The organism is Bacillus sp. V26, from assembly GCF_034296245.1.
Lineage (GTDB): Bacteria > Bacillota > Bacilli > Bacillales > Bacillaceae > Bacillus > Bacillus halotolerans.
In genome coordinates this window covers 135713-149641 of sequence record NZ_JAXKQF010000004.1, presented here as the reverse complement: position 1 = coordinate 149641, position 13929 = coordinate 135713, and the positions used below count along the sequence as shown (strand labels likewise).

15 protein-coding genes are annotated in these 13929 nt (G+C 46.0%); 5 read left to right on the top strand and 10 right to left on the bottom strand.

The window, feature by feature from the left end:
- Positions 1-49 precede the first annotated feature (49 nt).
- Complete coding sequence (locus UJ203_RS14100) at positions 50-1300, bottom strand: alanine--glyoxylate aminotransferase family protein (RefSeq protein ID WP_322011707.1); 1251 nt, start codon at positions 1298-1300, stop codon at positions 50-52.
- A gap of 16 nt (positions 1301-1316) precedes the next feature.
- Positions 1317-2555, bottom strand: coding sequence for an allantoate deiminase (gene allC, locus UJ203_RS14095; RefSeq protein ID WP_322011705.1), 1239 nt, complete (start codon positions 2553-2555; stop codon positions 1317-1319).
- Positions 2556-3011: 456 nt separating this feature from the next.
- Here allC and UJ203_RS14090 point away from each other — a divergent pair, with 456 nt between their 5' ends.
- Complete coding sequence (locus tag UJ203_RS14090) at positions 3012-3878, top strand: endonuclease I family protein (protein ID WP_227598702.1); 867 nt, start codon at positions 3012-3014, stop codon at positions 3876-3878.
- Between the two features lie 33 nt (positions 3879-3911).
- Here the strand turns inward: UJ203_RS14090 and UJ203_RS14085 are convergent, their stop codons facing one another.
- Entirely contained in the window at positions 3912-5015 is a 1104-nt protein-coding gene (locus tag UJ203_RS14085; RefSeq protein WP_248337976.1) for an ABC transporter ATP-binding protein, read from the bottom strand.
- A 183-nt stretch (positions 5016-5198) separates the two neighbouring features.
- Here UJ203_RS14085 and frlR point away from each other — a divergent pair, with 183 nt between their 5' ends.
- Positions 5199-5927: a transcriptional regulator FrlR gene (gene frlR / locus UJ203_RS14080; protein WP_024122756.1), complete on the top strand. Its 729-nt coding sequence runs from the start codon at positions 5199-5201 to the stop codon at positions 5925-5927.
- Positions 5928-5951: 24 nt separating this feature from the next.
- Here the strand turns inward: frlR and UJ203_RS14075 are convergent, their stop codons facing one another.
- The 7 genes from UJ203_RS14075 to UJ203_RS14045 form a co-directional block, all read right to left on the bottom strand.
- Positions 5952-6806: a fructoselysine 6-kinase gene (locus tag UJ203_RS14075; RefSeq protein WP_185848655.1), complete on the bottom strand. Its 855-nt coding sequence runs from the start codon at positions 6804-6806 to the stop codon at positions 5952-5954.
- Positions 6807-6819: 13 nt separating this feature from the next.
- Positions 6820-7722: a carbohydrate ABC transporter permease gene (locus UJ203_RS14070; protein WP_059334818.1), complete on the bottom strand. Its 903-nt coding sequence runs from the start codon at positions 7720-7722 to the stop codon at positions 6820-6822.
- Between the two features lie 3 nt (positions 7723-7725).
- Positions 7726-8604, bottom strand: coding sequence for a carbohydrate ABC transporter permease (locus tag UJ203_RS14065; protein WP_044159032.1), 879 nt, complete (start codon positions 8602-8604; stop codon positions 7726-7728).
- A gap of 57 nt (positions 8605-8661) precedes the next feature.
- A complete protein-coding gene (locus UJ203_RS14060) occupies positions 8662-9930 on the bottom strand; it encodes an ABC transporter substrate-binding protein (RefSeq protein ID WP_322011694.1) in 1269 nt (422 codons plus the stop codon).
- Between the two features lie 80 nt (positions 9931-10010).
- The gene (frlB, locus tag UJ203_RS14055) at positions 10011-10997 is read right to left on the bottom strand and encodes a fructosamine deglycase FrlB (protein ID WP_322011692.1); all 987 of its coding nucleotides are present in this window, start codon (positions 10995-10997) and stop codon (positions 10011-10013) included.
- Between the two features lie 215 nt (positions 10998-11212).
- On the bottom strand, positions 11213-11587 hold the full coding sequence (locus UJ203_RS14050) for a nucleotide excision repair endonuclease (protein ID WP_024122762.1): 375 nt from the start codon (positions 11585-11587) through the stop codon (positions 11213-11215).
- A 102-nt stretch (positions 11588-11689) separates the two neighbouring features.
- The gene (locus UJ203_RS14045; RefSeq protein ID WP_322011689.1) at positions 11690-12808 is read right to left on the bottom strand and encodes an FAD-binding oxidoreductase; all 1119 of its coding nucleotides are present in this window, start codon (positions 12806-12808) and stop codon (positions 11690-11692) included.
- Positions 12809-12966: 158 nt separating this feature from the next.
- On the opposite strand from UJ203_RS14045, the gene UJ203_RS14040 reads away from it, so the two are divergent.
- The 3 genes from UJ203_RS14040 to UJ203_RS14030 all read left to right on the top strand — a co-directional run bounded on the left by UJ203_RS14040 (position 12967) and on the right by UJ203_RS14030 (position 13911).
- Complete coding sequence (locus UJ203_RS14040) at positions 12967-13116, top strand: hypothetical protein (protein WP_003240873.1); 150 nt, start codon at positions 12967-12969, stop codon at positions 13114-13116.
- Positions 13116-13394, top strand: a complete 279-nt coding sequence (locus UJ203_RS14035; protein WP_105953843.1) for a hypothetical protein — start codon at positions 13116-13118, stop codon at positions 13392-13394. Before UJ203_RS14040 ends, UJ203_RS14035 begins: the two co-directional genes overlap by 1 nt.
- Before the next feature lie 166 nt (positions 13395-13560).
- Complete coding sequence (locus UJ203_RS14030; protein ID WP_095714024.1) at positions 13561-13911, top strand: hypothetical protein; 351 nt, start codon at positions 13561-13563, stop codon at positions 13909-13911.
- The last annotated feature ends 18 nt before the right edge of the window (positions 13912-13929 follow it).

Genomic DNA, 13929 nt, shown 5'->3' with positions numbered 1-13929 from the left:
AGAATGAGCGAAAATGAAAAAAGCCTGCGGAATTCCGCAAGCTTTTTCTTTAAATCGCTGCCTGGCTCTTAGCATTTTCATATACATCAAGCGCGGCCTGAAGCGCTTTTCCCGCTTCGATCACAGCGCCGTGTCTGAGAAGCACAGCTTCTAATCCGGCAAGGACAAACAGTACGTTTTCTCTTCTGCAGCTGTAGCCCATCGTACCAATTCTCCAAATCTTCCCGGCTAAAGGGCCGAATGAGCTGGCGATTTCGATTCCGAACTGTGCCAAAAGCATATGGCGGACCGACTCTCCGTCCACGCCGTCCGGGATTTGCACACAGGTGACAACAGGCATTTTGCAGCTCTCATCCCCAAACAGCTTCAGCCCCATCGCCTTAATCCCGGCTATTAATGCGGCCTCATGGTATCGATGCCGCTCGAAACGTGCTTCAAGACCTTCATCAAGCACCAGTCTCACGCCCTCACGCAAGGCATAAAGCATCGTCGTCGCTTCTGTATGATGATTGAGCCGCCGTTCGCTCCAATAATCCTCAAGCTGGCTCAAATCAAAATAATTGCTGGTGATCGGACGATTTCCGGTAAGCGGCGCCTTGTCTGCCTGAGTCGCAATTCCGCGTTCCACCTTTTTGCGCGCCGCAATGATGTCCGCCACCCGTTCATTATATGTAATCGGCGCCATCCCCGACGGAACAGACAAACACTTTTGCGTGCCGCCGATAGCTGCGTCAATGTTCCATTCATCCACTTTCACCTGGCAGCCCCCAATTGTCGCTACAGCATCGACTATAAACAGTGCATCCCAAGCACGGCACGCTTCTCCGATCGCTTTCAGCGGATGAATTCGGCCAGTTGATGTTTCCCCGTGCACCATCGCCACAATTTTCGGCTTCACCTTTTTCATTTCACGTATAATAGCGTCAGGGTCAAAAACCGTTCCCCACTCACACTCAATCGTATGAACATTCGCCCCGTACCGCTCAGCGATTTCAGTCAGCAAAAAGCCGAAGCGTCCGTATATCGGAATTAGCACGTCATCTCCCGGTTCAATGACACTAGCTAACACCGCTTCGATTCCCGCCCGGGATGTGCCGTCAATCGGATACGCCCAGCGGTTTTTCGTTTGGAACAGCTCCCGAAGCATCTCCATCGTTTCATTCATGATATCGGTAAACGCCGGATCAAATTGGCCGACAACCGGCGTGCTCATCACTCTTAATACACGCGGATCGACCTCTACGGGTCCCGGTGTCATAATCGTTCTTAATGGTGTACATAATTCTTTTCTGCCTGACACAGCCATTCCTCCTTCATCAGTAAGCCAGTTTGTATAATAAATCAGTCAATGTGCGGACGCCGATCTCAAGCTGACGTGCAGAAGTAAATTCCTTCGGCGAATGGCTGATGCCGCCTCTGCTTGGCACAAACAGCATACAAGCGGGGCAGCTCCTTCCGATCATTTGCGCATCATGCCCTGCCCCGCTCACCATTTCTTCACAGCTGATACCGTTTTCTGCCGCTGTCTCAAGAGCCTTGGCAGAAAGCGTTTCGTCCATCGGCACAGGCTCTATCCGCATATATTCATCAATCATAGTGTGAATCCCTTTTTCGTCACAAATGCCGTTGATGACAGCAGTCATTTCTTTATGAAAATGCTCCAGTACATGCTGATTTTGATGTCGAATATCGATTGAAAACTGCACCAGTCCAGGTATGACATTGGCCACATTGGGCTCCACCGTCATTTTTCCGCATGTCAGACGAAGCTCATCCGGCTGTTCTTCAGCGCGAAACAGCAATTCATGAATCACTCGGCTGCTGGCTGCGAGCGGGTCCTTGCGCCACTTCATGGAGGTGGTCCCTGCGTGGTTGCATTCTCCCTCAAGCGTAATCAGATATCTCCTCTGCCCGACTATACTTGTCACCACACCGAGATCTCGTCCTGACATTTCAAGCGTCTGTCCTTGTTCAATGTGAATTTCAATAAAAGCGTTGATATCTGTCCTGTGCGCTGACGGATACACGCCTCTGCCAAAACCGCTGTCATGCATCGCCTCTTGTAATGAAACACCTGATCCGTCTCTCGGTACTTCCGCATGCTTCAATGACAAAGCACCCATCATATTCCCTGATCCCCAGTATGTCATCGGAAAACGGCTTCCCTCTTCCTCACATAAAGACACGGCCTCAAGCGTTTTTTTCGGCGCTCCGTATGTTTCTTTGAGCTGCTTTAAAGCAAGCATTGCCGCAAGCACGCCATATGAGCCGTCATACTTTCCCCCATTGATCACAGTATCGATATGTGAGCCGGCTAAAATCACTTCATCCGGGGACTGGGTGCCCTGAAGCCTTCCAAAGACATTGCCGACATCGTCAAATCTGGCGTCAAGCCCAAATGCCGACATCTCCGCTTTCACGGCGAGCTGCGCGTCCATCCACTCCTTGGTGTACAAAAGTCTCGTCACCCCGCCATCAGCAGACGCACCGAATTGGGCAAGCCAATCGATGTAATCAGCGATGCCGCTTTCTGCTGAAAGCCTCTGCTTTTCCATGTGCTTCCTCCTCTGTCCGTTATGGTGACTTCATTATAGAGGGAGGAAGACGTATAGTTCATCAGCACATAAACCAAAAAAACGTTTGTTTTTTGGTCATAATAACCAGTCTGCCATTCCATTTTAGGAATAGCAGCCAGTAAGGAGGAGAGTCAATAGGCAGCGATGGATTACAAAAACAGCGAGAGGAAAAAGTGGCTCTAAAGATTTATTGTATGAACTAGCGAAAAACACGGGAAGGCAATGCTTTCAGTGAAGCAGCACTCGATCAAGGAACAGCGCTTGCCAAAACTCAGCGGGAGCAATAACGCGGACTAAAGATCCCGGAATAATAGAGTTCCGCCTCCTCCAAAGTTACCAATTTACAAATTTAATAAAAAATATACAAAATGACACTTCTAACCTTTATCTCAATTTTAGATAATAGACATGATCTGATCTAAAGGAGGGCAAGTGATGACAAAAAAAGCAAGGTTTCTGCCGCTCGTCTGTGTATTACTGATTTCCGGATGGTTTGCGCCCTCTGCTTCAGCAAGCGCGCAAACCGGATTGAACCTGAATGGCCGTGCAGCTACTTCTTCCGCAGCCTCCGGGGGCATTCTCTCATTAGTCTCTCCCGCTGCACCATACGCCGACACAGACACCTATTATGAAGGTGCTGAAGGAAAAAGCGGAGAGGCGTTAAAAAGCGCGCTGCACCGCATCATTAGCGGACATACGATGCTGTCTTACAGCGAGGTATGGAACGCGCTGAAAGAAACAGATGCAGATCCGGCCAATCCGAATAACGTCATCCTGCTCTATACGAATGAATCCCGTTCGAAAAACCTGAACGGCGGCAATGTCGGGGACTGGAACCGGGAGCATGTCTGGGCGAAATCCCATGGCGATTTTGGTACAAGCAAAGGGCCCGGCACTGATATTCATCACTTGCGTCCAGCAGACGTCCAAGTAAACAGCGCCAGAGGCAACATGGACTTCGACAACGGCGGCAACGAGTATGCGAAAGCGCCCGGAAATTATTATGACGGAGATTCTTGGGAGCCCCGCGATGATGTGAAAGGCGATGTCGCCCGCATGCTGTTTTACATGGCTGTCCGTTACGAAGGAGAGGACGGCTACCCTGATCTTGAGCTCAATGATAGAACAGGAAACGGCTCTGCTCCTTATCACGGCAAACAATCCGCCTTGCTTGAATGGAATAGGCAGGACCCTGTTGATGCCCGCGAAAGAAAAAGAAATGAAATCATTTATGAAAAATTTCAGCACAACCGAAATCCATTTATCGATCACCCTGAATGGGCAGACGACATTTGGCCGTAAGAAAAAGGTGCTCCCCCGAAGGGAGCACCTTTTCTAATACACAGCCTGTTCCGTTTCAGCATCGAAAAAGACGGCGTGATCCATTTTCACCGCCAGCTGAATTGTATCGCCCGCGGCGATTCGATTGCCGCCATCCAGGCGAACCGTGAGCCGCTCGTTCCCGGCGCTGACATGCACAATCAGCTCAGATCCCAAATTTTCATTCACTTCCACCGTCGCTTTAAACACAGAATCAAACAGCCGGTCATTTCCAGTCATTTGTGCGATGTGCTCCGGCCGTACACCGGCTGTCATCTGTTTTCCGGCATAGCCTTTTTCCTTCAGCCGTTTCGCCTTTTCTTCAGGAATATGAAGCCGGATCGAAGGGTTTGTGAAAAACAGCTCGCCATGGTGCTCCTCAATCATGCCTTTGAAAAAGTTCATTCCGGGAGATCCAATAAACCCGGCCACGAACAGGTTTGCCGGATAATGATAGATATCATGAGGCTTGGCCACTTGCTGAATTTTACCTTCATTCATGACGACAATCCGATCGCCCATCGTCATCGCTTCAGTCTGATCATGGGTGACATAGATAATGGTTGCTTCCAGTCGCTGGTGAAGCTTGCTGATTTCTGTCCGCATCGTCACTCTCAGCTTCGCATCCAGATTAGAAAGCGGTTCATCCATTAAAAAGACCTTTGGTTCCCGCACAATTGATCTGCCAAGCGCCACCCTTTGCCGCTGGCCGCCGGAAAGTGCCTTCGGTTTTCTCTTCAGCAAATGCTCAATCTCCAAAATGTTTGCAGCTGCATGCACCCGCTCGGCAATTTCTTGTTTCGGCATTTTTCTGAGCTTCAGTCCAAATGCCATGTTATCGAAAACAGTCATATGCGGATACAGCGCATAGTTTTGGAACACCATCGCGATATCACGCTCCTTCGGCGGAAGATCATTGACCCGTTCCCCATCGATGAAGAGGCTTCCTTCCGAAATGCTTTCCAGCCCAGCCACCATCCGCAGGGTTGTCGATTTGCCGCAGCCTGACGGCCCCACCAGCACCAAAAGCTCTTTATCTTTTACATCTAAATCAAAGTCCTTCACCGTTAATTGTGAATGATATGATTTTTTGACATGTTCAAATGTTAATGAAGCCATCAGAAAACTCCCCCCGTCTTTTTTTCTCCGTTATTTCGTCACTGGAAACAACTCGGTCTTTCTGTTATTTTTAGAGTAATCGATTCCCATATTTGCTATATTTCTAAAACAAAAAACGCAAATTTGTATTATAACGTCATAATACATTATAATATAAATAATAGCTTAAAAGGAGGCTACCCCTTGTTAAACAACGGAAGTTCAACACCTTTATACATTCAGCTAAAACAAATCATAACAGATGACATTAAAAAGGGCTTGTATTCCCCGGCTGCCAAGCTGCCCACAGAAAACGAGCTTTGCAGCAAGTATAATGTCAGCCGTATTACCGTCAGAAAAGCCATTCTCGATCTGGTCGAAGAAGGTTATCTGATCAGGCAGCAGGGAAAAGGAACGTTCGTTAAAAGCCCTAAATTGAAGAGAGAGCTGATCGCAGTAAACGGCTACTCGGAATTTATGGAATCAACCGGAAAAAAACCGAAGCACCAGGTTCTGTCCCATGAAATCATTCCAGCATCGAAACCGATCGCCGAAAAGCTTCAGATCAATCCCGAGAGCCCTGTCGTTGAATTAAAACGGATTTTATATAACGATGATCAGCCGCTCACCTTTGAGATCACGCATTACCCGCTGGACATGTTTCCTGCCATCAATACGTTTATTGCTGACGGTGTATCTATGCATGATATTTTAAAGCAGCAATACCAAGTTGTTCCCACTCACAATACAAAACTATTAAACGTTGTCTATGCCCAGCAGGAGGAAAGCAAATACTTGGATTGCGATATCGGGGATGCGCTGTTTGAAATCGATAAAACCGCATTTACCTCAAACGATCAGCCGATCTACTGCTCACTGTTTTTGATGCACACAAACCGTGTCACATTTACAATCAACAGTCCCTACACATGACAGGCATAAAAAACGAGACACTGCTTATAGTATTCTCGTTTTTTCACTGCTTCCCCCTTCCTCCAGGCGATAGGGATAGCCGTAACCGAATGCCCCGTACACTCCGCATGTTTTCGCAGCTGTTTCCGCTCCTTGGCGCAAAGCGTTCATCATATCCTGCTTTTCACAAAACGCAGTCAAAAATCCCGCGATAAATGAATCTCCCGCTCCGAGTGTATCTATTATATCAGCTTCCACAATCGGCTGATGGTAGATTCGGTCCCCCGCAGACAGGATCGCTCCTTGCCCGCCGCGGGTCATGCAAACGATTTTTGCTCCGTACTCATGTGCCTTTTTGGCAAGCTGGCCGCACTCCGTCTCACTCAAATCGCTTCCTGAAAAGAACGCATACGTCACATAAGGACAGACCTTTTTCAAATACTCATCCTCTCGATTTGTTGAAAAATCAAAAGAGACCGGGATCAGCCCGCACAGCTGCGGCAAATCGTTCTCAAGCCTGCTGTACACACTGGTATGCAGCAGATCATGCCCGCTGATAAAAGATAAGTCCTTTTCCTGAAACACAAGACGGAGACGCGACTGGATGCCGCCCTTATTCGATCGGACAAAGATCCGGTCCCCCTGTTCATCAAGGGTAACGATTGCCATTCCGTTTTCCCCATGCGCCTGGCGAATAAAATCAGCGTTTACCTTCTCCAATTTCAGCACATTCAGCAGATGAGCCGCGGCTTCGTCATTGCCGACGATTCCGATATAAGAAGCCTCATGCCCGAGCCGTTTTGCAAGCACTGCGACATTTAAGGCATTTCCTCCCGGGTAGAATGTTTCTTGATCCTGATAGTAGTCTACAACGTTGTCTCCAACAGCAATTAATTTCATTATGCTTCCTCCTTTATCCTTTTACACTTCCGCTTGCAATCCCGCGGACAAAATATTTCTGCATAAATAAAAATAGAATAATAATTGGCGCGGCAGAAATCGTTAATCCCGCCAGCAAGACGCCCCAATCCGTCTGCAGTGCATCTCGGAACTGCATCAGCCCCGCTGGAATGGTCCGCAAATTCTCGTCATCTATGAAAATAATCGCAAACATAAACTCATTCCACGTATGGTAAGCTGTCAGAATACCCGACGTCACTAAAATCGGCACACTCATTGGTAAGAAAATTCTGAAAAATACCCCGAAACTCGTACACCCATCTAAATAAGCCGCCTCTTCCAATTCTTTAGAAATAGAAAGAAAATAAGAGCGGATTAAAATGATGGTAAATGGAATCCGATAAGCCGCATAAGGCAAAATCAAAGCCCAATACGTATTGTAAAGCCCCAGCGACTGAATAATGGAATAAAGCGGCACAAGACTGACCTGAGGCGTCAGCATCAAACCGCCAAGACAAAGCACCAAGAAGAACCCTCTTCCTTTAAACTCGAACCTCGAAAGCCCGTACGCCGCCCATGCGCTGATAAAAACAGTAATCACACATGTCAGCGCCGTCACGATCACACTGTTCATAAAATAAGAAGAAATCCCCTGATTCCAGGCGGACACAAAGTTCTCCGGATGCCACGAAGACGGCAGCGACCAGCTGTTCTCAAAAATATCATCCGAGCTTTTAAAGGCGCTCATGACCATCCATAAAAGCGGATAAGCAATCGCGATTAGATAAAGAAACAGAAAAACCCATACAGACGTTTCTCCGATATACCATTTTCGCCTCGGCTTTCTTTTCACCTCGATGTGCCGGTCAGGCACAGGCTCTAATCTAAACGAATCTGTCTTCTTTTGAGGCAGCATCTGTTAATCCTCCTTTCCGGTTTTAAAGAACTTCATTTGCATGAGCGACAAAGCAAGCGTAATGAGTAACACAACAGTTGCAATCGCTGAAGCATAGCCCATCATATCCTTTGTAAAGGCGCTTTTATATAAGAATGTGCTTAATACCTCAGAAGCGTTTCCCGGTCCGCCGCCTGTCAAAATGTACGGCTCGTTAAACACTGTAAAAGCGCCTGTCAGCGTCATCACCACCGCAACAAAAGACATCTCTTTCGTCTGGGGAATGGTAATGTGAAAAAACTGCTGAATTTTCCCCGCACCGTCAAGCCGCGCCGCTTCATACAGTTCATCCGGTATTTTTTGAATCGACACAATATACAGCATCGCAATATAACCGACAGACTGCCACTGCGATACAAAGATGACAGAAAGCATAGCCGTGCTGTCCTCCCCGAGCCATGCCCTCGTCAGCTGATCCAGCCCGATTGCCTGAAGCAGCTGATTCAAAAGCCCCGTCTCAGGGTTGTAAATAAAATCAAATAAAAGCGCGATAACCGTCATTGAGATGACAACCGGCAAAAAGAAAACGGTACGAAAAAAAGGCGACCATTTTCTGACCAGCTTATCCTCAAGCACCGCCGCCAAAATCAAACCGCCAAACACCTGGCATACAATTGAGATCACTGCGTAGAGTACGTTATTCGTGAGGGCTTGATAAAAGACAGGATCACGAAATAATTCAACATAGTTCTTCAATCCGATAAACGTTTTTTCCGGAGAAAAAGAGCTCCATTGAAACAGACTGAGAAAGACATTCTCAAAAATCGGGATATAAACGAAAAGTAGAAAAACAAGAGCCGGCAGTAAAAACAAATAGGGGATTATTCTATTTTGGTTGACCAAGGATAACTCATCTCCTTTATAAAAAGAAAAGGTGCGTCGCTTCACCTTTTCTTGGATTTATTCAGCTGACGCCTTCACTTGCTTGGCTGCTTTTTGGACGGCTTTCATGACCTGCTCCGGTGTCATGTCGCCGCCAAGCATTTGCTGGACGCTTGTTAAGTACACATCTGCGATTTCAACATCTACATCCATATCGAACCACGGAACCATTGATTTGGCATCTACGATATGCTGAACGGCTTCACGCTGAATGGCTGTAGAATTTTCTTCGGTTGCCGTCCCTTTCACCGCACTGTATTTGCCGACGTCTTTAACGAGCTTTTCACCCATTTTTTTCGACGTCAGAAATTGCAAAAATTCCACTGCATCCTTCGGATGTTTTGTTTTCGAGGAAATCATAAATCCTTCAGGCGCCCCCGTTAACGCTTCTGAGGATCCTTTTTGTCCGCTGATTTCAGGGAATGAGAACATCCCTAGATTCACTGGCTCGACCAGTTTGATTTCAGCCGTTTCCGCATATATCATCGCCGACTTTCCGCTCTTAAATTGCTGTCTCACATATTCATGGTCGACGGAATTTACATGTTTATTGAAGTAAGGCATCAGTTCCTGCAGCTTTTCAAGTGCTTTCACATAGCCTTCATCGGTAAATTCACCCGTTTTGGCGTTATAATCCTTTTCTCTTGTTTTTTCATCGACCATCCGCTGATTCAGCGTGCCGATATAATGTGAGATTGTCCAAGGCGCTTTTGTTCCGAAACTGATCGGCGTATAGCCATTTTCTTTCAGCTTCTTGGAGACATCGATGAGCTCATCCCAAGTCGCCGGGGGCTCTAGATTGAGCTTTTTAAAAATATCTTTATTATAGAAAAATGATTTAGCGTCCATTTGCCACGGCACGCCATATTGTTTGTTTTCATACGTAAATGGTGTAACTTGCGATTGAACGAGCTGCGATGACCAATCTGTATCATCTTTGTAGTAGGACGAGAGATCAAGTGCTTTCTTTCCTCTGATAAATTTAAAAGCAAACTCGTCACTCCATGAGAAGTAAATATCAGGAGGGCTGCTGGTTCCCAGCATAACTTTAATTTTATCTTTATAGGAGTCATTCAAAACCGCTTCAGTTTGAATGTCGATATCCGGATGCTCTTTTTCGAATTCCTTTACAACCTCTTCAAAATACCTTTTTTCCGGCTCCTTCGGCCATCTGTGGAAAAATTTCAATGTCACCTTTCCATCCGCTGAACTGCCCTGGCTCGAACAGCCCGCAATGGTGAGCATACTGACAGCTGCAATGATCAAAAATAAAAACATTTTCTTCAAAGGGTTGGCCTCCTCTGGACATTAGACTATAATGTTATATAACATTATAGTCTAATGCATAATGGTTCCTCTTTTTCAGATCAATACTCAACTTTCCACATGTATCTTCTATGAGATAAAGGATGATTTCTCGCTTCTGCCAAAGCGTCCGCATAGCTTCTCAGCACACGGTTAAGAACGAGCGGAGCAAGGTAGCCTTTTACTGAATCGTCAATTGCAGTGAAGTCGTAAGATGCGGCATCGAGCACAGTCAGCTTTTTGCCATATTTTTTCGAGAAGGTAAGCGCCCGCTCTTCAAGAGGCCTTGTTTCATCTAAACCGAGCAGGATGATAAACGGCACGGATTCATCAATAATTTCAAACGGTCCGTGAAAATATTCTCCGGCATGAATGGCGTGGGAATGAATCCATTGCATTTCCATGAGAATGCAGATGCTGTAGGAGTAAGCGACACCGTAGTTTGCACCGCTTGCCATAGTATAAATGATGCTTTCTTTTTCATGTGCTTTTGCAAATTGCTGTGCACTGTCTGCTTCCTGCTTAAGGGCTTCATCATACACAGCCTGCAATTGATCTAAACCTTCTATTGCTTGTTCAAATGTCGTATTGTTTTCTAATACCTGCAAAGCGCCGAAAACGATTTGATATAGAACGCCATAGTTCGTATTGATCGCCTGCGCCTCATCACCCCAGTCATATTGGGCGACATATTGCGCTTCCTGTGCTAAAGGAGACTCCGGCTTATACGTCATTGCAATCGTAAGCGCGCCTTTGCTTCTCGCAAATGCAGCGGCTTTTACCGTTTCCGGGGTATTTCCCGAATGCGAGCACAAAATGACAAGAGACTTTTCACCGAGCTGCACAGGGTTTCGCTGAATAAATTCATTAGAGCTGTAAAGGTCAGAGCTGATTGATTTTGACTCCCTGTCAAACACATATTTACTCGGATACATGATGGCCGAAGACCCTCCGCATGCGACAAAGAATACATGGTCAATGGTTTTTCCTTTCAAATCCTGCAAGAAAGCTTGAACCTCACGATTAACTTTTGCTGTGACCTGACTCAAATCCTTCACTCCTCGTTTTTATTATATAACGTTATATAACATTATATATTGTTATATTAAAGTCCGCAGCTAAGATTGTCAATATTATTTTCTGAAATTTCTCAATAATTTAATCAAGTGATAGACAACAGGCCTACGTGTACAAAAATGCCAAATCAAAAAGCCAGAACTTAACATAAGCTCTGGCTTCACTGCTCAATCCGCAGACTGACTTCTTATTTAAAAAATACCTTGTCTATATTGTACTTCGAGTGCTGTGTATTGATGATGTAGGTTTCGTAAATTTCTCTTTCCATTGGATCTTCGACTACACATACTTCAATTTTATATACTTCGTCTCTGTGATTTTTAATCGGTGAGACAGTGTCTTCAAAATGCTTCTTAATTCTCTGTCTTAACTTTCTGGCTTTACCGACAAACAGCAGCTCATCGTGAATGTTGTAAAACATAAAGATGCCGCCTTTATCCCTTGGAATCTGGTGAAAGTCAATGAACCCGTGAATCGCCTTTATTTTCGGTTCGTTATGATTGGCTGACTGCTGCCGCTCGGTGATCGTCACATTCGGTGCGGGTATATCAATTTTTATCAAAATCAGTTCACGTCCTCTTTTTCATTAAAGATAAATGCTAACACAGACAGGAAAGAAAAGCTAGAACAGCTTTATTATATTTGTTTGTCATGCCTTTCATTATTATGCAAGCGCTCCGGCAAGATCATAAGGGCTAAGGTCTATTTCTGTCGGCTTTCCGAGAACTAGCTTTGCGAGCTCTGAACCGAGAAACGGCCCCATCGTTAGTCCCGACGCGCCTAAACCGTTAGCGGCGTAAAGTCCTTGAACATTCGGCACGGCACCCACCACTGGCAGAAACCCCGGTGTAAACGGTCTGAAGCCCACTCTTGTTTCAATGACTGTGCTGTCAGCAAGCCCAGGGGCTGCGGCAAGTGCTTTGCTCAAGACTTCATGCTGTCCCCCTGCTGTCACACGCAGGTCTTTAAGATCGGCCTCATTTTCATGGGTGGCGCCTGCTACAATTCTGCCGTCATCAAAGGACAGAATATACTGGTCATTCGGCGGCATCACCACCGGCCATGATCCGGTATCTGCGCCAGGGATTTCAAAATGCATAATCTGCGCCTTCTGAAAGGACACTTGAAAATGAATGCCCAGAGGCTTCATCAATTCATTGGCCCATGCCCCTCCAGTCACGATCACATTATCTGCCTCAAACTGCTGCTTGTCTGTTTGGACACCGGTGACTCTTCCGTTCCCAAAAAGCAAGGACGCGTTTCCTTTTACAATGACTGCACCATGTTTCTCGGCAGCGTTTAAAAGCGACCGGCATAGCGCCCTCCCGTTCACACGAGCGGCGCCGCTGATATGAACCGATTCATAGCCATCAGCTAAAATAGGAAACAGCTTTTTCGTTTCACTCGCGGACAAACGGGTGATGTCACCGATTTCCGGCGCATCCTCGCGTCTCTTATACGCCCGCTCCTCCATCTTATCGAGCTTCACCGCATCAGTGTGAATGCTGATCGCACCGACACGCTTGTATCCCGTGTCTGTTTCTCCGTCCTCTTCCAGTTGCTTGATTAAATCATTATAATATCGCGCTCCGCCCTTAGCGAGCTGATACCAATCCTGATTGCGGCGCTGCGACAGCCAAGGGCAGACGATCCCCGCCGCCGCATCCGTAGCTTGTCCCGGTTCCTGCCGGTCAATCACCGTAACCCGGGCTCCTGATTTTGCGAGATGATAAGCCGTCGATGCACCTAGTATGCCTGCGCCGACGATGATGTAAGACTTCATATGCAAACACCTTTTCTTTTATAATATCTATTCATTTTACCAAATAGAGTGCTTTCCTTCGACCTTTAGACCCAATGTGGAAAAACCGCGAAGTTCGTCCAATCTCTTCACTCTCCTATTGAATATCCTGTCACTATCAATAGAGAAAGGATGATACCATGAGCGAGAATCGTCATGAAAATGAAGAAAACCAAAAGCGCAATGTATCAGTTGCTAAAGTTGAAAACAGCGGCAATGCAAAAGTCGTAGTCAACGTGAATACAGATCAGGATCAGGCACAGGCACAGTCTCAAGACGGAGAAGAGTAATGAACGAAAACATCATTCCTATCAACAGACATACTGCGGAAATGCCCAAAAATGGCTCTGTTATCGAAAACAGCGGCAATTCGGAAGTCCATATTGATATTCACATTGACACAATGCCGATTGCCTTTGCCATTTTATGCTCTGCATTAGCCGCAAAACAGATGACAAAAGATGAATTCGACACGGCCTATACTCAATTGCTAGAGATGAAAAAAGTTGATATTCCCTCAGCAGCATCCACCATCAATATTCATCCTAATGATATATCCGAAAGTTGAAATAGCAACCGCAGGCTTAAACATGCCTGCGGTTCTCATCATTTAAAGTATACATCATCGAGCTAATAACCATATGTTAACAAATCATACATATTAAGTAACAGGAACTAACCTTTCTTTATCCAAATTGTAAGGTGTAAGGAAAAATAAAAAAGGAGTGTTACAAATGAAATGTAAAAAAGCGATTATTTCTGCACTATCAGTTTCAGCTTTGGCTTTAAGCTTAGGCGGTGTGGCCTCTGCTGAAGAAATGTCAGCTACTCCAACACCTTCAATTCAAAATGTATCAAACAGCCCTATTAAAGTCATGGATGCCTTTTACCAAATGAAAGTAAACAGTTACTTAAATATTGCTAGAGAAGGAGCCACTAGCTATGTTGTCACTTCCGGTCGTGATTATATCTCTGTAAGTCAAAGCGGAGTGGTATACAGCAAGTCAATTCCTGGTTCTGCTCAAGTTACGATCTATAAGGGAACAAGCGTACTAGGAGTTGTCACGATTAGTGTTCGTCTGTAAACAAACAAAACCCGGCGG

Coding starts and splice junctions, on each gene's coding strand:
- allC (WP_322011705.1), bottom strand. CDS start 2,555: ATGGAAAAGCAGAGGCTTTCAGCAGAAAGCGGCATCGCTGATTACATC.
- UJ203_RS14085 (WP_248337976.1), bottom strand. CDS start 5,015: ATGGCTTCATTAACATTTGAACATGTCAAAAAATCATATCATTCACAA.
- UJ203_RS14070 (WP_059334818.1), bottom strand. CDS start 7,722: ATGCTGCCTCAAAAGAAGACAGATTCGTTTAGATTAGAGCCTGTGCCT.
- UJ203_RS14040 (WP_003240873.1), top strand. CDS start 12,967: ATGAGCGAGAATCGTCATGAAAATGAAGAAAACCAAAAGCGCAATGTA.
- UJ203_RS14075 (WP_185848655.1), bottom strand. CDS start 6,806: ATGAAATTAATTGCTGTTGGAGACAACGTTGTAGACTACTATCAGGAT.
- UJ203_RS14045 (WP_322011689.1), bottom strand. CDS start 12,808: ATGAAGTCTTACATCATCGTCGGCGCAGGCATACTAGGTGCATCGACG.
- UJ203_RS14035 (WP_105953843.1), top strand. CDS start 13,116: ATGAACGAAAACATCATTCCTATCAACAGACATACTGCGGAAATGCCC.
- UJ203_RS14030 (WP_095714024.1), top strand. CDS start 13,561: ATGAAATGTAAAAAAGCGATTATTTCTGCACTATCAGTTTCAGCTTTG.
- UJ203_RS14090 (WP_227598702.1), top strand. CDS start 3,012: ATGACAAAAAAAGCAAGGTTTCTGCCGCTCGTCTGTGTATTACTGATT.